Here is a 16,670-nt window from a genome sequence, read left to right on the forward strand (position 1 = left end):
GAAGTTAGAGCGGCAGAGGCGCACGGGCCGAAATCAATCGGGCATCGCGCAGCGCCTGCCAGAAGGCTGCCGGGATCTTCTCTGACAACGCCGCAACGTCTTCGGCAATCCGCCCCGGACGACTGGCACCTGGAATCACCGCCGCCACGGCCGGGTGAGCCAGCGAAAATTGCAGGGCAGCGGCTTTTACGCTGACGCCGAACGACTGGGCAATCGCCTTGATCTGCTCGACCTTGTTGATGATCGCAGGGCTCGCTTTTTGATATTCGAAGTGCGCGCCACCGGCCAGAATGCCGGAGCTGTAAGGCCCGCCGACGACAATCTCGACGTTCTGCGCCAAGGCTGCGTCCATCAAACGCTGCAAGGCGCGTTCGTGGTCCAGCAGCGTGTAGCGGCCGGCCAGCAGGAAGCCGTCAGGCTGGGCTTCGTTGAGGTCCAGGGTCAACTCACAGGGTTCAACGCGATTCACGCCCAGGCCCCAGGCCTTGATCACGCCTTCTTCACGCAGGCGGGTCAGTACTTTGAAGGCGCCGGTGCGCGCCTGGTTGAAGTAGTCGAGCCATTGGTCGCCGTAGAAGTCCTGGGCGATGTCGTGAATCCATACGATGTCCAGCCGGTCGGTTTGCAGGCGTTCGAGGCTGTCTTCGATGGAGCGCAAGGTGGCGTCGGCGCTGTAGTCGTTGAGCATCTTATTGGGGCGGCCGTGTTCGAACACGCCGCTTTTTTCGCCGAGGTCGCGGGCGCTTTCTTCGACTTCATCGAGAATCACCCGGCCGATTTTGGTGCTCAGCACGAAGTCATCGCGGTTGTACTGCGACAGGGCCTGGCCCAGGCGGATTTCCGAAAGGCCCGAGCCGTAGAAGGGAGCGGTGTCGAAGTAACGCACGCCTTGGTTCCAGGCCGCCTCGACCGTAGCCTGGGCTTCGTCTTCGGGAATCGCGCGGAACATGTTCCCCAGCGGGGCGGTACCAAAGCCCAGCTGGCCGGGCAATTTGTCTTTTAGGCTCATGATGGATCCTTAATTGGGTGGTGGGTCGCTGTGACCGTTGAGCAGATCCTAGATTGCGAAGATCAGACCGTCCAAGACATACTGCGACCAACTTGAGTCCTGCAAGGTCTTACACATGATTGATCTACGCCAACTGCGCTACTTCGAAGTGGTCGCGGAAGAAGAACACGTCGGCCGTGCCGCCGAGCGCCTGCATATTTCGCAGTCGCCGCTGAGCCGACAGATCGCCCAACTGGAGGAGCGCCTGGGCCTGACCCTGTTCGAGCGCAGCCAGCAACGCATCCGCCTGACCCGTGATGGCCAGACATTCCTGGCGGAAACCAAGGCGCTGTTGACCCACGCCAATCGCCTGGAATCCCTGGGCAAGCGCCTGGGTCGCGGCGAAGAAGGCGGCTTGTGCATCGGCTACATCGAGAACGCCATGCATGCGGGCGTGCTACCCAATGCGTTGCGCGTATTGCGCGATGAGCGGCCCACCGTGCATATCAAACTGTACAACTTGCCGTCGCTGGAACAGCTCGAAGGCTTGCGGCAACGCAGCCTCGATATTGCCCTGGTTGGCGAGCCACCGGCCAGCGATGACCCGGATCTGACGGCGCTGCAGGTGCTGGACGACCCCATGCTGCTGGCACTGCCGGAGCACCATGCACTGGCGCGCCAAAGCGAGTTGTTACCCGAGCATCTGGCGGATCAGGAGTGGATCGGCGTGCAACGCAAGTTTGGCGCCAACCCGGCCGATGACTTCGTGGCTGCGTGCATTCGCGCAGGCTTCACGCCACAGATCCCTATGGAAGCCAGTGAGCCGTTTACGGCCCTCGGCCTCGTCGCCTCGGGGCTGGGCGTGGCGATGGTGCAAAAGGGGCTGAGCCGCAATGCGCCGCCTGGGGTGGTGTTGCGTGAACTGCCATGGCTGACCTACACCACACCGCTGTGGGCGGCGTGGCATCGGGTTAATTTGCGGCCGTTGGTGGAAACGTTCAGGAAGGTGCTGACTGAGCCGCGGTGATGGGTGTTGGTGTTGGTGTGTATATCCGTTATTTGGGTAACGGCCGCTTAGATGCGGTGTATCAGTGACAGATGAGTTGACTGACCCACCGCATTCGCGAGCAAACCCGCTCCCACATTTAGACCGCGTTGCATCAGGTAGAGAGGCTTTGGCTTGGCACTTGATCTGGCTCTTGATTCAACCACTCAGGTCGGCTTTCAGGCCGCCGTGCTCTGCTTTTGATCTTGATCTGCTTTTGATCTGAAAATCGCTAAATAACGGATATACACCCATACCCAACTACCGCCCCAACCTAGCCATAATCCCCGCCGAATTAACGAAAATCGCAATCCCCACAAACACCAACCCAATCGCAACCCCCTGCCCCGGAGTCAGCTGTTCACCAAAGAACCACCAGGAGGTGAGCAACCCCGACACCGGCACCATCAGCGACAACGGCGCCACCACCGAGGCCGGGTATTTTTTCATCAGGTTGTTCCAGACCCGGTAACCAACGATGGTGGTGATATAACACTGGAACACAATCGAAAACCCAGCCCCCCAGGTCAAATCCCCCAGCAGATCGCAAAACGGCTCGACGCCCTCAAAATACAACGTCATCACCAACAGGATCGGAATCGAAAACAGGCTCGACCAGACGATAAAGGCAACCATGTCCTCAGGACGGTTAACCTTGACGATCAAGTTGCACAACGACCACGACAACGCCGCCACCAACACCAGTAAAATACCCAAGGTGGTCGAAACCTGTTCCGACACCTGCAGGATCATCAACAACCCCACCACGCAAAACAGCATCCCCGCCCCGTGCACACGACTGATCGGTTCCTGCAAAAACAACCGGCTCATGATGATGGTGAAAAACGCACTGAACTGCAGGAACACCGAAGACATCCCCGCCGACAACCCATGCTGCATCGCCACATTCACCACCCCCCAAAGCCCCGCACCAAACAGCACGCCATAGGCCGCCAACGTGGCGTAGGAAACGCCCCGTGGCTTGGGGATAAAGAGCACCAACGGCAGCGCGCAAAACGTGAACCGCAACAGCGTTAGCATAAAGGGGTCGAGTGATTGCAGCCCCAGGCCGATCACCGAAAAGTTGGCGCCCCAGATGATCGTGACAACCAACCCGGCCACCAGGTCGCGCTTGCTCAATGGCATTCCGCGCCCCTTAAGCCAAGGTCTTCGGCTGCTTGCCGAAGTAAACGAAGTTGTCGAAGTCTTCGTGGCGGTAGGTGTCGTGCCGCTCGTAGTAGTTGTACACCACCGAAAGCTTTTGCTCGGTCACCGTCGGCTCGCTGTGATGCAGGGTCTTGCGGCCCTGCATGATCAACAACGAACCCTTGGTGGCAAAAATCCTGCGGTGCTCGATCCAGGGCTTTTCCTGGCTGGGATGGTGGCGCTCGACCTGCATGCACAGCGGCGCTTCCTGGTTAGTGGTGAGAAACAGCAGCACGGTGATGCCATTGGTGTCGTAATGCAGACCAAGGGTGCCACCACCGGCCGGATAGGCTTTGATATTGATATCGGAAAGCGGGTACGGCGACACCACCGTGTCGGTATGCGTAATGAGGCTGATCAGCGGCACCAGGCTGTGGTAGATCGCGGTCAGTTCCGGTACATATCGCCGGATGTCGTCGCCCTTGAAGATATGGTGGTTGTACACCCCGCCCAGATCCGAAACGGCATCGGTGCCCAGGCCCTGGTGCTTGACCCAGTCGACGCCCTGTACCGCAATGATGTTGTTGACACGGGCCGCGAGCGTATCGCACAGGTCATCGGGGATTATCCCGCCGATAACCGTGGCAAGGTTGTAGAAGTAATCGTGTCGGTGTTGATTGACGTCAAACATAGGCATCCTCCCTGGACAGTGTTTTGTGCGGGGCAGAATCTACGTAAGAATTGCGCGGCGGGTAACTAACCGTACGGTCAGTAGCAAAACAGTAGAAAAAGTGCCTGCACACAGGCACTTCATCACTTCCCCATCACGCTCGAAAGGTTAAACGCGAGGTCAAGTCAGAGCATTTCCCGCAACCGATACCACAACATCCCCAACGCCAGCAGCGGCGAGCGCAAGGCTTTACCACCGGGGAAGGTCATGTGCGGCACTTGGCTGAAGATATCCAGGCCATGGCTGGCGCCGGCGTGAATGCCTTCGGCGAGCAGGCGCGCGCACCAGTGGGTCACGTTCAGGCCATGCCCGGAATAGCCTTGGGCATAGAACACATTCGGGTACTGCTTGAGGCGCCCGACCTGGGGAAAGCGGTTGGCGGTGATGCCGATCTTGCCGCCCCACTGGAATTCGATGGCGGTGCCTGCCAACTGCGGGAACACCTTGAGCAGCTTGGGCTGCATATACGCGGCGATATCCGCAGGGTCACGCCCCGAGTAATGGCAGGCGCCACCGAACAGCAGGCGCCGATCAGCCGAGAGCCGGTAGTAATCGAGCCCGACTTTCTGGTCGCACAGGGCGAGGTTTTGCGGGATCAACTGCTGGGCCAATTCGGCCGACAGCGGCTCGGTGGCGATGATGTAACTGCCCGCCGGCAGCACCTTGCCGCTCAAGCGCGGTTCCAGTTCTTCCAAATGCGCGTTACAGGCCAGTACCAGATTAGCCGCGCGCACCGTGCCGCCAGCGCAACGCACCTGCACCGTATCGCCGTGCACCAGCTCCAGCACTGGGGTTTGTTCAAAAATCTTCACCCCCAGCGACTCGGCCACCTGTGCCTCGCCCAGCACCAGGTTCAGCGGGTGCAAGTGCCCGGAGCCCATGTCCACCAGGCCGCCAGCGTAGACGCTGGAGCCCACCACGTGCGCCATGTCTTGCGGGCCGACCAGGCGGGTTTCAGGGGCATACCCCAGCGCCGCCAGGCCCGCCTGCTCGCCCTTGAATGCAGCAAACTGCGCCGGGGTGTTGGCCAGTTCGCAAAAGCCCCAACGCAAATCGCAGTCAATGCTGTGCCGGGCGATACGCTCGCCCACCAGCGCCACCGAGTCGATCCCGGCGCGCTGCAGGTAACGCACGCCCTCCTCACCCACATACTTGGCAAACCCCGACACGTCATGGCCGATACCACGAATCAATTGCCCGCCATTGCGCCCACTGGCGCCCCAACCGATGCGCCGGGCTTCCAGCAGGATCACCGAGAGCCCGCGCTGGGCCAGTTCGATGGCGGTGTTGACGCCGGTGAACCCGCCGCCGATCACGCACACATCAGCGCTCAGGTCGGCGCCCAGTGGCGGGCGCTCCGGCATGGCGTTGGCCGAAGCCCGGTAGTAGGACCGGGCATGGTCATTGGACTGGATCATTTGTTGGTCTTCACTTTGCTCCAGGCGCGGGTCATCAGGCGCATGGTCGCCGGGGTCGGCGTGGTGGAAATATACAGTTTGTCGAGCACTTCCTGGGACGGGTACACCTCAGGATTATTCACCAGTTCCGGCGCCATAAAGGGCTTGGCCGCCGGGTTGGCGTTGGCATAACCGACCGAGGCACTGACCTTGGCGATCACCTCTGGGTCGAGCAAATAATTGATAAAGGCGTGGGCCTCTTTCGGGTTGCCGGCGTCGGCAGGAATCGCCAGCAGGTCGAACCACAGGTTGGAGCCTTCCTTGGGAATCGAGTAGGCGATATTCACGCCGTTCTTGGCTTCCTTGGCGCGGTTGGCCGCCTGGAACACGTCGCCTGAATAGCCGAAGGCCACGCAGATATCGCCGTTGGCCAGGTCCGATATGTACTTGGAAGAATGGAAGTAGGTGATGTACGGGCGCAGGGTCAGCAGCTTGGCTTCGGCCTGTTTGTAGTCCTCGGGGTTCTCGCTGCGCGGGTCTTTGCCCATGTAGTTGAGGATCGCCGGGAACAGCTCATCGGCTGAATCCAGGAAGGCGACGCCGCACTCGTGCAGCTTCTTGATGTTCTCAGGCTCAAACAGCACCGCCCATGAGTCGATGTGGTCGATGCCCAGCACCTGCTTGACCTTGTCGACGTTGTAGCCGATGCCATTGGTGCCCCACAGGTACGGCACCGAGTGCGCGTTGCCCGGGTCGTTTTTCTCCAGCAGCTTGAGCAGTTTGGGGTCGAGGTTCTTGAAGTTGGGCAGCTGCGCACGGTCGAGTTTCAAGAACGCGCCGGCTTTTACCTGACGCGCCAGGAAGTGGTTGGACGGCACCACCACGTCATAGCCGGTGCGCCCGGCGAGTAACTTGCCTTCCAGGGTTTCGTTGGAGTCGAACACGTCATAGATCACCTTGATCCCGGTCTTGGCCTGGAAATCGGCCAAAGTGGTCTCGCCGATATAGTCGGTCCAGTTATAGACGCTGACCGTCTGGGCGGCCTGGCCGGTGCTGCTGAACGCCGCGACAAGAGCCAGCGGGAGAAGCTTTTTCACAAGACGCATATCGACACCCCTTTATTGGTTTGTTAGACGCTCAACAGCAGGAACTCACGTTCCCAGGAACTGATCACCCGCTTGAAGTTCTCGTGTTCGGCGCGCTTGACCGCCACATAGCCACGCACGAACTTGTCTCCCAGGTACTGCTTGACCGTGTCGCAGTCCTCCATGCGCGCCAGTGCATCTTCGAGGGTGAATGGCAGGCGCAGGTTGCGGCGTTCGTAGGCACGGCCTTCCACCGGCGCGCTCGGTTCGATCTGCTCGACCATGCCCAGGTAGCCGCACAGCAAGCTCGCGGCAATCGCCAGGTAGGGGTTGGCATCCGCGCCCGGCAGGCGGTTTTCCACGCGCATCGCGTCGGGGCTGGAGGTCGGCACACGCAAGCCGACGGTGCGGTTTTCTTCGCCCCACTCCACGTTGACCGGCGCCGAGGTGTCCGGCAAAAAGCGGCGGAACGAGTTCACGTTGGGCGCGAACATCGGCAACAGCTTGGGGATGTACTTTTGCAGGCCGCCGATGTGATGCAAGAACAGCTGGCTCATCTTGCCGTCGGCGTCGACGAACACCGGCTTGCCCGTGGCGATATCCACCACGCTCTGGTGCAGGTGCATGGCGCTGCCCGGCTCGTCGGCCACCGGTTTGGCCATAAAGGTCGCCGCCACGTTGTGCTTGAGTGCGGCTTCACGCAGGGTGCGTTTGAACACGGTGATCTGGTCGGCGAGGTCGAGGGCGTCGCCATGGCGGAAGTTGATTTCCATCTGCGCCGGGCCGTCTTCGTGGATCAATGTGTCGAGGTCCAGGCCCTGGAGTTCGCACCAGTCATAGACATCTTCGAACAGCGGGTCGAATTCGTTGGCGGCGTCGATGGAAAACGACTGGCGCCCGGTTTCGGCACGGCCCGAACGGCCCACCGGGGTTTTCAGCGGCAGGTCCGGGTCTTCGCAGCGCTGGGTCAGGTAGAACTCCATTTCTGGCGCAACAATCGGCTGCCAGCCTTTGTCGGTGTACAGCTGCAGGACTTTTTTCAGCACGTTGCGCGGCGACAATTCGATGGGGTTACCCTGCTTGTCGAAAGTGTCGTGGATCACAATCGCGGTGGGCTCGATGGCCCACGGTATTACATAAGTGGCGTTGGACACCGGGCGGCAGATCATGTCGATGTCGGCAGGATCCAGCAGGTCGTAGTAGATATCGTCGTCAACAAAGTCCCCGGTCACCGTTTGCAGCAACACACTTTCCGGCAGGCGCATGCCTCGCTCATGCAGGAACTTGTTGGTGGGCGCAATCTTGCCGCGTGCGATGCCAGTCAAATCACTGATCACGCATTCGACTTCGGTAATCTTGTGTTCTTTCAGCCAGGCGGACAGCTGATCGAAGGGGGCGTTCATAAGGACCTCGTCATGGGTTGGTTGCACGCGCCGACTTGTACTCCCGGCGCATTGAGGTCTATCTTGGGCCAGCCTTCAAACGGCATCTATCCACTTTGCACGAACCACAACGCACCAATAGAGTGCGCCCAGGTTACCCATGACACAGGCAACAGCTTTGCGCGTACAGGCCTTCACCACCGGTGATGTGGCCGCTCAATGCAGTGCGACACCCGGTTGGGTGCAGCAGTACCAACAAATGTCTCCCGGCCATTTTGCCGGACAGATCCGCTACCTCGACCTGCACGGCGTAGAGGTCTACGAAGAGTGCATGAACACGCGCGTGGAGCAGCATTTCAACGCGCCTCCCGGCTCGCTGGCGTTCTGTTTCGACGGCAGCGACAACGCGCTGTACATGCTCAATGGCGAAAGCCGCAACACTTGGATCACCCCGGAAAACTACCGCGAAGTGGCGGTGGTGTTCGGCCCCCAGTTTGTGCAGCGCCATGGCCTGGACGTGGCGAAACTCGAGGGGTTGTTCATGGCACCGCTGACGTGCCAGCAGAACGCGCTGTTCAGCCGTTGGCTCAGTGGCACGCTGACGCGGCTGTCTGCGCTGACTGACCCTATCAGCCGTGATGCCCTCACCCAGCAACTGCTTGATGACTGCCTGTTTATTCTCGACAACGCCTGTGTGTGCCTGGACCGCAGTTCGTTGCAGCGACGCAGCGCCGAGCGCCTGTTGATGGCGCGCATCGGTGAATGGGCGGCGGATGCGCCGGATGAAACCGTCAACCTGCTGGAACTGGCGCAGATTGCCGGTGTGCCGTTGCGTCAGTTGCAGCAAGGCTTTAAGACTTACACCGGGATGAGCCCGGCACAGTGGTTGCGCTTGCGACGGTTGAACGGGGCGCGGCGGGAGCTGCTTAGTTCAGCTGGGGCCACGGTGGCTGAGGTGGCGATGAATTGGTCGTTCTGGCATTTGGGGCGGTTTTCACATAGTTATCGGGCGTTGTTTCGGGAGTTGCCCAGTGAGACGCTCAGGCGCTTGGGCTGACGATTGGGTTGGGTGGGGGTGTTGTGTGTATATCCGTTATTTGGGTGATGGCGGCTTAGGGTTCCGCCCTGACGGCGGCTCACTTTTTGAGGGACCAAAAAGTAAGCAAAAAGTCCTCGCCCCAACACTCGGTGCCTCGCTGTGGCTCGGCATGCCCGCAATCCGACAGTGATTTGGGGGGCCGCCGCCACGCGCCATCCATGGCGCGGGGCGGCTAAACCGGCATCCCTGCCGGTTTACCCCCCAAATCACTGTCAGATTCCGGCCATCGTGTTTGACGGGGCGATTTCAGATCAAGATCAAGATCAAAAGCGCAGATCAAAAGACCGCTGACTTCGTCATCGAAAAGGATGTAAGGGCCAGAGCAACAGCAACTGCCGACCTCGCCATCAAGGTTGGATGCAGTCAACTGTGGGAGCGGGCTTGCTCGCGAAAGCGGTGGTTCAGTTATAAAAGTATTACCTGACACACCGCTTTCGCGAGCAAGCCCGCTCCCACATTTAGACTGCGTTGCATCAGGTAGACAGGCTTTTGCTTTGCACTTGATCTGGCTTTTGCTTCAACCACTCAGGTCAGCTTTCAGGCCGCCGTGCTGTAGATTTTGATCTGAGGCGCCCCGTCGACCACGATGGCCGAACGCAGGCTTGAATCCGTGGGTGACCCGCCGTCAGGGCGGAACCCTAAGCCACCGTTACCGCAGCAACGGATATGTACACCACACAACGCAACAGAACCATTCTCAATAACTTGTAAATCCCAGCACATCCCCCTAGCTTATGCGCCCCTGCCCTGCGCTTTAAGGCCCTACCCCCATGGTTGTGCGTTTTCGTCCCGTCGTTACCTCACGTTTCGCCCTCGGCCTGCTACTCAGCGGCAGCCTCGGTAACAGCATGGCCGCTGAAATCGAACTACCGGCGGTAAAAGTCCAGGGCCAGGAAGACTCCGGCTATCGCACCAACAGCGCCTCAGTCAGCGGCTTCAGCGAAGCACCACTGCTCGACACCCCCGCGTCGATCACCGTGATCAACGCCGAACTGATCAAAGACCAACAAGCCCGCCTGCTCAGCGAAGTACTGCGCAACGACGCCTCGGTAGGCGATAGCTACGCCCCCATCGGCTACTACGAAAACTTCGTTATCCGCGGCTTCTCGCTGAACGCTGCGAGCAGCTACAAAATCAACGGCCGCACCATCACTGGCGAGCAAAACGTCGCCCTGGAAAACAAGCAGCAGGTTGAGGTGCTCAAAGGCCTGGCCGGCTTGCAAAGCGGGATTTCCGAACCCAGCGGCGTGATCAACTACGTGACCAAACGCCCGGAAGATGTGCGCTCAGTCACCGTCTCCACCGACGACCGAGGCAGCGGTTACATAGCCACCGACGTGGGCGGCTGGTTCGGCAGCGAACAACAGTTTGGCCTGCGCGCCAACGTCGCCCACGAAGACCTCAACTCGTATGTCGAGCACGCCAACGGCCAGCGCGATTTTGTGTCCCTGGCCTTCGACTGGAACATCAGCCCCGACGCGGTGCTGCAACTGGACGCGGAATACCAGAACAAACAACAGCGCTCAGTCCCCGGCTACCAACTGCTGGGCGGCACCGAAGTCCCCCATGACGCATCGCCGAAAAAATTGCTGGGGCACCAAAGTGGCTCCCATCAGGTGGGCATTGACTCGCTGAACCTCAATGGCAAGTTTGAATACCGCTTCAGCGATCAATGGAAAGGCAGCCTGAGCGCAGCCCATAGCAAAGTGGTGATTGATGATTACAGCTCGTTTGCCTGGGGCTGCTACTACGTAGGCACCTGCAATGCCAACACCTTCAGCCCGCAAGGCGACTACGACGTCTACGACTACCGCAGCCCCGACGACACCCGCCGTGATGATGAAGTCCAGGCGGCGATGACAGGCCTGTTCGACACCGGCAGCCTGGGCCATGAACTGACTTTCGGCACCAGCGCGTTTCGCCGAGTGATCGACAAGCGCAAGTCCGTCAACGAATACATCGGCAGCGGCAATATCAACCAAGACGCACCAACCTTTACGCCCACCGACAAGCCGCTGAACCCCAGCCATCGCAACCTCGATAGCCGCCAATATGGCCTGTTTGTCACCGACCGCATCCGCTTCAACGAACAATGGCAAACCGTCATTGGCGGGCGCGAAGTGCGTCTGGATGAAAAAGCCTACGATGACCAAGGCAACCAAGCGCGCCACACCCAGCAATACGTGTTCCTGCCCCAGGCATCATTGATCTATAAGCCGATTGAAAACATCTCGCTGTACACCAGCTACAGCAAGGGTTTGTCCTTGGGCGGCACGGCACCGTGGTTTGCGCAGAACGAAAGCGAAACCCTGGCCCCAACCGTGTCCCGGCAAATCGAAGCCGGCGTGAAATACGACTGGCGCCGCATCAGTTTCACCGCCGCCGTATTCCAGACCCGCCAGGCCTACCAATACACCAAGCCCGATGGCACCGGTTTATTTACCTACGTCCAACAAGGTGAACAAAAAAATACCGGCCTGGAACTCTCCGCCAACGGCTGGGCCACCGACCGCCTGCAGATCGCCACCAGCGTCGCGGCGATTCGCGCCCGGGTGACCAACAGCGGCACGCCAGACTACGAAGGCCACCAGGCGATCAACGTACCTAAACTGCGCGCCAGCCTGTATGCCGATTACGCCCTGCCGTGGATGAATGGGTTGGCCGTATTGGGCGGCGTGCAATATAGCGCCAAGAAGTACGCTGACCGCACCGGCAATGTGCAGGTGGGCGACTACGCCGTGGTGAACGTCGGCAGCCGCTACACCACCAAAATCGACGGCTATGAGACCGTATTCCGCCTCAGCGTCGACAACCTGTTCGACAAACGCTACTGGCGCGATGCAGGCGAATACCTGGGCGACGATTACCTGTTCCAGGGCGCGCCATTGACCGCGCGCCTGAGTGCGTCGGTCAACTTCTGAGCCCGCGCGGCGCTGCCAGCCACAGCGCCGCCAAACCACAGACCAACAGGCTCCAACCCAGGTCCTGGGCCCAGGCGACCAGGGTCAGCCCGGCGCCGATCACCAGGTAATACAGCAAGCCAAACAGCGCGGCCGCAGTGCCCAGTCGATCGTGATAAGCCACCAGCGCAGCCCCCAGCACATTGGGAATGGCCATGCCGAACGCCAGCACCACCAGCAGCATCGGCCAGACAAATAGCCAGCTGTGTTGCAACAGCACTACCAGCAAGCCTCCCAACACTGCCAAACCGGCGGCGATCAGCACTAATTGCTCACCGTTTACCCCACGCTTGAGCAGCCGCTTGTTCAGCCACGCGCCGAGCCCGGAGCCCAGCGCCAGCAACACGCCGCTGTAGCCGAAGTCGGCGGCAGATAAACCCAGCCGCGAAAAGATGAATGGCCCCACGCTGTAATAGCTGAACAGCGCGATATTGAACGCCGCCACCAACCCCACCGAACGCCAAATCCCGGCATCCCTGAGCATCAACCGCAACGTCTCGCCCAACGCGGCCGTCGGCATCAAGGCCGGACGCGTCTCTGGCAACGCCCATAAGCACACTGCCCACAAGGCCAGCGAGAGCAGCAACAAGCCACTGAGCACACCGCGATAACCGAAGGACTGCACCAGGCTGGCGCCCGTGAACAAGCCCACGGCCGGGCTGGCGGCCAGGGCGATGCCCATCAGCGAAAATACCTGGGCCAATTGCGCGCCCTGGAAACGGTCACGCAGCACGGTCTGCGTCACCACCGAGCCGACGGCGGCGCCGAACGCCGCCAACGCCTGGGCCAGCAGCAAACCGTTGAAGCTGGTCATGCCCAAGGCCAACACCGACGCAACCCCGTACAGGGCCAATCCGGCCAACATCACCGGCCGCCGCCCCCAACGATCACACAGCCGACCCCACACCACCACGCCAAAGGCGAACGCCAGGAAGTACACCGACAAGGTCTCCCCAGCACGCTCCGGCCCCACCGCAAACGCCCGGCCGATATCTCCCAGCGCCGGGCTGTAAAGCGTTTGGGCCAGTTGCGGGAACATCAGCAACGCCACCGTCAGTGGTAAAAAAATTCTAACCTTCATCCCCAACTCCTTTGCTTGAAACAACGCAAGAAGTGTAAGGACTGTCGATTGGGCTATTATCCAGACTTTGACAGTTTATCCATCAAATCGGACAACCTATGGCCTGGCTCGCCGCCGACGCAACCTTCGACCCCGACCGCCTGGCAGCGCCGGTCATCGGCATCGCCGCCCTGCTCGGTGATCACGACTCCGGCCTGCACCGCCACCAGCGCGGGCAACTGCTGTTCACGCGCCAAGGCTGCACCCGTATCACCCTGGACAACCAACTGTGCCTGCTGCCGCCGTCGCGCGCCGCGTGGATCCCGTGCGGCGTGCCGCATCGCGCGGTGATGCACAAAACCGTGGACTACCGCTCGGTGTATCTGAGCCCGGCCCTGGCCGATCAATTGCCTCCACACGTTGGAGTGATCGAGGTCAGCCCATTGCTGCGCGCCGTGTTGGAACCCATAGCGATGGCGCCCTTCGACACCGATTGGCAAACGGGCCGCTACGCGCATTTGCTGGCGCTGTGCCTGGATGAAATCCAGGCGGCCACCGCACAACCGATGCTCCTGCCCTTGCCCCGGGACAAACGGCTGGCGCCCTTGCTCGCCGATCTGCAAAGGTTACCGCCGACCCTGCAAGCCCTGGAAAAACAGATAGGCGCCAGCACCAAGACCATCGGCCGGATTTTCCTGCGGGAAACCGGCCTTGGTTATCAGCAATGGCGCCAGCAGTGGCGCTTGATGCGGGCAATCGAACTGCTGGCCATCGGGCGCAACCTGGGCTACTGCGCGTTCGAACTGGGCTTTGCCAGTGACAGCGCGTTGATCGCCTTTTTCAAAAGCATGACCGGCAGCACGCCACGCGGGTATTTGCAGGTTGACTGAAGGCGCGCTTGAAGCAGCGTCAGCCCGGTAGCGGAATCACCCGCAAAGGCCGCACCGACTTATAGGAAAAACTGGAGTAGATTTCTTTAACACAGGGCAACGTCTGCAACACCTCGCGCGCAAACTCGCCAAACGACTCCAGGTCTTTGGCCACCACCTCGAGCAAAAAATCATAGCGCCCCGACACGTTGTGGCAGGCAACAACCTCGGGAATCTCCAGCAGCCGCTGCTCGAACGCCCGGGCGATTTCCTGGGTGTGGCTTTCCATCATGATGCTGACGAACGCCGTCACGCCGTACCCCAGCGCCTTGGGCGACAGGATCGCCTGATAGCCGCTGATCACCCCGCTCTCCTCCAGGTTGCGCACCCGTCGCCAGCACGGCGAGGTGGTCAGGGCCACGCGGTCGGCGAGCTCGGCCACAGTCAGGCGGGCATTACCTTGCAGGGCGTTTAAAAGGGCTTTGTCGGTGCGGTCCAGACTCACGGGCATAACGTGCCTCTATTTATTGTTTTTATCGAAAATTCGCCCCGTAATCCGGGATTTTCCTGGGTTTTTTGCAACGTTCAACTGTGGTTATGAGCATAGCATTGTAGGAAATAAGGAGCGCCCGACATGAACAATAAACACAATACATTCGGCTTTTCTACCCGCGCCATCCACCACGGTTACGACCCCAAGGACCATCACGGCGCCCTCGTGCCGCCGATCTATTTATCTGCCACCTTCGCGTTCCCCACGGCCGAATATGGCGCCGCCTGTTTTGCCGGGCAAGCCAGCGGCCACTTTTATACACGTATCTCAAACCCGACCCTGGCGCTGCTGGAGTCGCGCATGGCTGCCCTGGAATACGGCGAAGCCGCTGTGGCTTTCAGCTCGGGCATGGGCGCGATTGCCGCGACGTTCTGGACATTGCTGCGCCCCGGCGATGAGGTGATTGTCAGCCAGACCCTGTATGGCTGCACCTTTGCCCTGCTGCACCATGGCCTTGCCGAGTTCGGCATCCGGGTGCGGCATGTCGACCTTACCGACCTGGCCGCCCTGCGCGCGGCATTGTCGCCCGCCACCCGCATGATCTATTGCGAAACTCCGGCCAACCCCAACCTGCGCCTGGTGGACATCGCCGCCGTGGCCGAACTGGCGCACCAGCAGCCCAATGTCATCGTGGTAGTCGACAACACCTACTGCACACCCTACCTGCAACGGCCGCTGGAACTGGGGGCCGACGTGGTGGTGCACTCGGCCACCAAGTACCTCAGCGGCCATGGCGATATCACCGCCGGTATCGCCGTGAGTAACCAGGCGCTGGCGCAACGTATTCGCCTGCAAGGCCTCAAGGACCTGACCGGCGCGGTGATGTCGCCACAGGACGCATCCTTGCTGATGCGTGGCCTCAAGACCCTGGCCCTGCGCATGGACCGCCATTGCAGCAACGCCCAGGCGGTGGCCGAAGCCTTGCAGGCACACCCTGCCGTGCAGTGGGTCACCTACCCCGGGCTGCGCTCTTTCCCACAATACGCATTGGCAGCGCGGCAGATGAAACAGTCCGGCGGCATGATCGCGTTTGAGCTCAAGGGCGGCATCGACACCGGCCGGCGCTTCATGAATGCCCTCAACCTGTTCACCCGCGCCGTCAGCCTCGGTGACGCCGAGTCGCTCGCCCAGCACCCGGCGAGCATGACCCACTCCACCTACACCCCCGAAGAACGCGCACAGCACGGTATCAGCGAAGGCCTGGTGCGCTTGTCGGTCGGGCTTGAAGACATCGCCGACCTGTTGGCCGATATCCATCAGGCCCTGGCCAAATGCACCCGGGCGGCACCACGCCGGTCGGCGGTGGAAGAACACGCCGTGAAATAAGGCCTACGGCTGAAGTACTCCTTTCCCACAGACGGTGGTCGGACGGGTCCGACCACCGCTGTGTGTTTTTAATCTGTTTTTTTTGCCGATTGGATCCCCATGCTTTTCCCAGGCTGTACTAGCATAGGTGCTCGGCGGGTGCATTATCACTGTAGGTTATTCACCTTTGTTACCTTGTTAAACCCCGTCGCTATAAGGATGAATACCCGCACTCGACATTCATGGACGAACTGATGAACTCACACCTCTTCCCTCATATAGGCAAGGTCATCGCCAGCACCGGCAGCCGGCATTTCCCGCGCATGCTGCATGACCTTATCCTGACTCAACTGGCAGTGGACGCCACCCATATCACCCAACTGCAGGTCAGTGCCGAAGGGCACACCCGCCGCCGCATAAGCCCGGTCTACACCGACTCCGTGACGGCGCTGGGCGAAGAACAACCCGCCGCCCAATTGCACCTCACGCGCCGCAAGGATGATGTGCGTTATGTGCTGTCGGTGTATCGCTCGCATCAATCAGAAAGTTTTTCGCCGCAGGAACGCAGCATGCTGCAGGATTTTTCCACGCTGCTTCTGCCCATGGTCGAGAAGCACATCACTGCGATCCAGCCGTGCCGCCAGGGTGGATCGCCTGTGGTGCCGGAAAATCAGGGCCTTGAAACTTTGCGTCGGCGTATTGAAGAGCGTCTGGTGCAATCGGGGTTGACCTTGTCCAACCGTGAGCTGGAAGTGTGTGTGGGTTTGCTGGCCGGGCGTACTGCACCGGAGTTGGCGGAGCAGTTGGCGTTGAAGGTCAACACTATTGAAAGCTACCTCAAGCGGGCGGCGATCAAGCTCGGGATCAGTGGGCGGCATTCGTTGTTGCGGTGGATGTATGCGGGTGATGAGGGCGTCGCCACGGCTTTCTAGATCACCGCTCAGTTTGGTGGTTTTTTGTTGGTGTACATATCCGTTATTTGGGTGATGGCGGCTTAGGGTTCCGCCCTGACGGCGGCTCACTTTTTGAGGGACCAAAAAGTAAGCAAAAA

Annotated in this window: 14 protein-coding genes; 6 read left to right on the forward strand and 8 right to left on the reverse strand. The window is 60.3% G+C overall.

All coding sequences use genetic code 11. The annotated features are described in order from the left end of the window. Positions 1-4: 4 nt before the first annotated feature. Positions 5-1,009, reverse strand: coding sequence for an aldo/keto reductase (locus K0H48_RS02005; RefSeq protein ID WP_219266202.1), 1,005 nt, complete (start codon positions 1,007-1,009; stop codon positions 5-7). Positions 1,010-1,124: 115 nt separating this feature from the next. Between K0H48_RS02005 and K0H48_RS02010 the strand changes: the two genes are divergently transcribed. Beyond that, positions 1,125-2,015 carry a LysR substrate-binding domain-containing protein gene (locus tag K0H48_RS02010; protein ID WP_219266203.1) on the forward strand — a complete coding sequence of 297 codons (891 nt, stop codon included), beginning with the start codon at positions 1,125-1,127 and terminating at the stop codon, positions 2,013-2,015. Positions 2,016-2,294: 279 nt separating this feature from the next. On the opposite strand, the gene K0H48_RS02015 is transcribed toward K0H48_RS02010, so the two are convergent. The 5 genes from K0H48_RS02015 to K0H48_RS02035 form a co-directional block, all read right to left on the reverse strand. After that, the gene (locus K0H48_RS02015) at positions 2,295-3,179 is read right to left on the reverse strand and encodes an EamA family transporter (RefSeq protein ID WP_219266204.1); all 885 of its coding nucleotides are present in this window, start codon (positions 3,177-3,179) and stop codon (positions 2,295-2,297) included. Positions 3,180-3,189: 10 nt separating this feature from the next. Beyond that, on the reverse strand, positions 3,190-3,870 hold the full coding sequence (locus tag K0H48_RS02020; protein WP_219266205.1) for a hypothetical protein: 681 nt from the start codon (positions 3,868-3,870) through the stop codon (positions 3,190-3,192). A 164-nt stretch (positions 3,871-4,034) separates the two neighbouring features. Further along, positions 4,035-5,327 (reverse strand): FAD-binding oxidoreductase, encoded by a 1,293-nt coding sequence (locus tag K0H48_RS02025; protein ID WP_219266206.1) that lies wholly within the window; start codon positions 5,325-5,327, stop codon positions 4,035-4,037. Next, on the reverse strand, positions 5,324-6,412 hold the full coding sequence (locus tag K0H48_RS02030) for a polyamine ABC transporter substrate-binding protein (RefSeq protein ID WP_219266207.1): 1,089 nt from the start codon (positions 6,410-6,412) through the stop codon (positions 5,324-5,326). The genes K0H48_RS02025 and K0H48_RS02030 overlap by 4 nt, the downstream gene beginning before the upstream one ends. A 23-nt stretch (positions 6,413-6,435) precedes the next feature. Further along, positions 6,436-7,794 (reverse strand): glutamine synthetase family protein, encoded by a 1,359-nt coding sequence (locus tag K0H48_RS02035; RefSeq protein ID WP_219266208.1) that lies wholly within the window; start codon positions 7,792-7,794, stop codon positions 6,436-6,438. Between the two features lie 139 nt (positions 7,795-7,933). Between K0H48_RS02035 and K0H48_RS02040 the strand changes: the two genes are divergently transcribed. Together K0H48_RS02040 and K0H48_RS02045 are read left to right on the forward strand one after the other, a co-directional pair. Next, positions 7,934-8,830, forward strand: a complete 897-nt coding sequence (locus K0H48_RS02040; protein WP_219266209.1) for a helix-turn-helix domain-containing protein — start codon at positions 7,934-7,936, stop codon at positions 8,828-8,830. Between the two features lie 812 nt (positions 8,831-9,642). Beyond that, positions 9,643-11,793 (forward strand): TonB-dependent siderophore receptor, encoded by a 2,151-nt coding sequence (locus K0H48_RS02045; RefSeq protein ID WP_219266210.1) that lies wholly within the window; start codon positions 9,643-9,645, stop codon positions 11,791-11,793. Here the strand turns inward: K0H48_RS02045 and K0H48_RS02050 are convergent. Then, positions 11,783-12,913, reverse strand: coding sequence for an MFS transporter (locus tag K0H48_RS02050; protein WP_219266211.1), 1,131 nt, complete (start codon positions 12,911-12,913; stop codon positions 11,783-11,785). The genes K0H48_RS02045 and K0H48_RS02050 overlap by 11 nt on opposite strands. Positions 12,914-13,011: 98 nt before the next feature. On the opposite strand from K0H48_RS02050, the gene K0H48_RS02055 reads away from it, so the two are divergent. Further along, on the forward strand, positions 13,012-13,782 hold the full coding sequence (locus tag K0H48_RS02055; RefSeq protein WP_219266212.1) for a helix-turn-helix transcriptional regulator: 771 nt from the start codon (positions 13,012-13,014) through the stop codon (positions 13,780-13,782). A gap of 19 nt (positions 13,783-13,801) precedes the next feature. On the opposite strand, the gene K0H48_RS02060 is transcribed toward K0H48_RS02055, so the two are convergent. Then, positions 13,802-14,272 (reverse strand): Lrp/AsnC family transcriptional regulator, encoded by a 471-nt coding sequence (locus K0H48_RS02060; protein ID WP_017136655.1) that lies wholly within the window; start codon positions 14,270-14,272, stop codon positions 13,802-13,804. 123 nt (positions 14,273-14,395) lie between these two features. On the opposite strand from K0H48_RS02060, the gene K0H48_RS02065 reads away from it, so the two are divergent. After that, a complete protein-coding gene (locus K0H48_RS02065) occupies positions 14,396-15,640 on the forward strand; it encodes a methionine gamma-lyase (protein ID WP_219266213.1) in 1,245 nt (414 codons plus the stop codon). A gap of 233 nt (positions 15,641-15,873) precedes the next feature. Beyond that, positions 15,874-16,551, forward strand: coding sequence for a response regulator transcription factor (locus tag K0H48_RS02070; RefSeq protein WP_219266214.1), 678 nt, complete (start codon positions 15,874-15,876; stop codon positions 16,549-16,551). Positions 16,552-16,670 lie beyond the last annotated feature (119 nt).

It is taken from the genome of Pseudomonas sp. Xaverov 259, from assembly GCF_019352915.1.
Lineage (GTDB): Bacteria > Pseudomonadota > Gammaproteobacteria > Pseudomonadales > Pseudomonadaceae > Aquipseudomonas.

Coding starts and splice junctions, on each gene's coding strand:
- K0H48_RS02005 (WP_219266202.1), bottom strand. CDS start 1,009: ATGAGCCTAAAAGACAAATTGCCCGGCCAGCTGGGCTTTGGTACCGCC.
- K0H48_RS02010 (WP_219266203.1), top strand. CDS start 1,125: ATGATTGATCTACGCCAACTGCGCTACTTCGAAGTGGTCGCGGAAGAA.
- K0H48_RS02015 (WP_219266204.1), bottom strand. CDS start 3,179: ATGCCATTGAGCAAGCGCGACCTGGTGGCCGGGTTGGTTGTCACGATC.
- K0H48_RS02020 (WP_219266205.1), bottom strand. CDS start 3,870: ATGTTTGACGTCAATCAACACCGACACGATTACTTCTACAACCTTGCC.
- K0H48_RS02025 (WP_219266206.1), bottom strand. CDS start 5,327: ATGATCCAGTCCAATGACCATGCCCGGTCCTACTACCGGGCTTCGGCC.
- K0H48_RS02030 (WP_219266207.1), bottom strand. CDS start 6,412: ATGCGTCTTGTGAAAAAGCTTCTCCCGCTGGCTCTTGTCGCGGCGTTC.
- K0H48_RS02035 (WP_219266208.1), bottom strand. CDS start 7,794: ATGAACGCCCCCTTCGATCAGCTGTCCGCCTGGCTGAAAGAACACAAG.
- K0H48_RS02040 (WP_219266209.1), top strand. CDS start 7,934: ATGACACAGGCAACAGCTTTGCGCGTACAGGCCTTCACCACCGGTGAT.
- K0H48_RS02045 (WP_219266210.1), top strand. CDS start 9,643: ATGGTTGTGCGTTTTCGTCCCGTCGTTACCTCACGTTTCGCCCTCGGC.
- K0H48_RS02050 (WP_219266211.1), bottom strand. CDS start 12,913: ATGAAGGTTAGAATTTTTTTACCACTGACGGTGGCGTTGCTGATGTTC.
- K0H48_RS02055 (WP_219266212.1), top strand. CDS start 13,012: ATGGCCTGGCTCGCCGCCGACGCAACCTTCGACCCCGACCGCCTGGCA.
- K0H48_RS02060 (WP_017136655.1), bottom strand. CDS start 14,272: ATGCCCGTGAGTCTGGACCGCACCGACAAAGCCCTTTTAAACGCCCTG.
- K0H48_RS02065 (WP_219266213.1), top strand. CDS start 14,396: ATGAACAATAAACACAATACATTCGGCTTTTCTACCCGCGCCATCCAC.
- K0H48_RS02070 (WP_219266214.1), top strand. CDS start 15,874: ATGAACTCACACCTCTTCCCTCATATAGGCAAGGTCATCGCCAGCACC.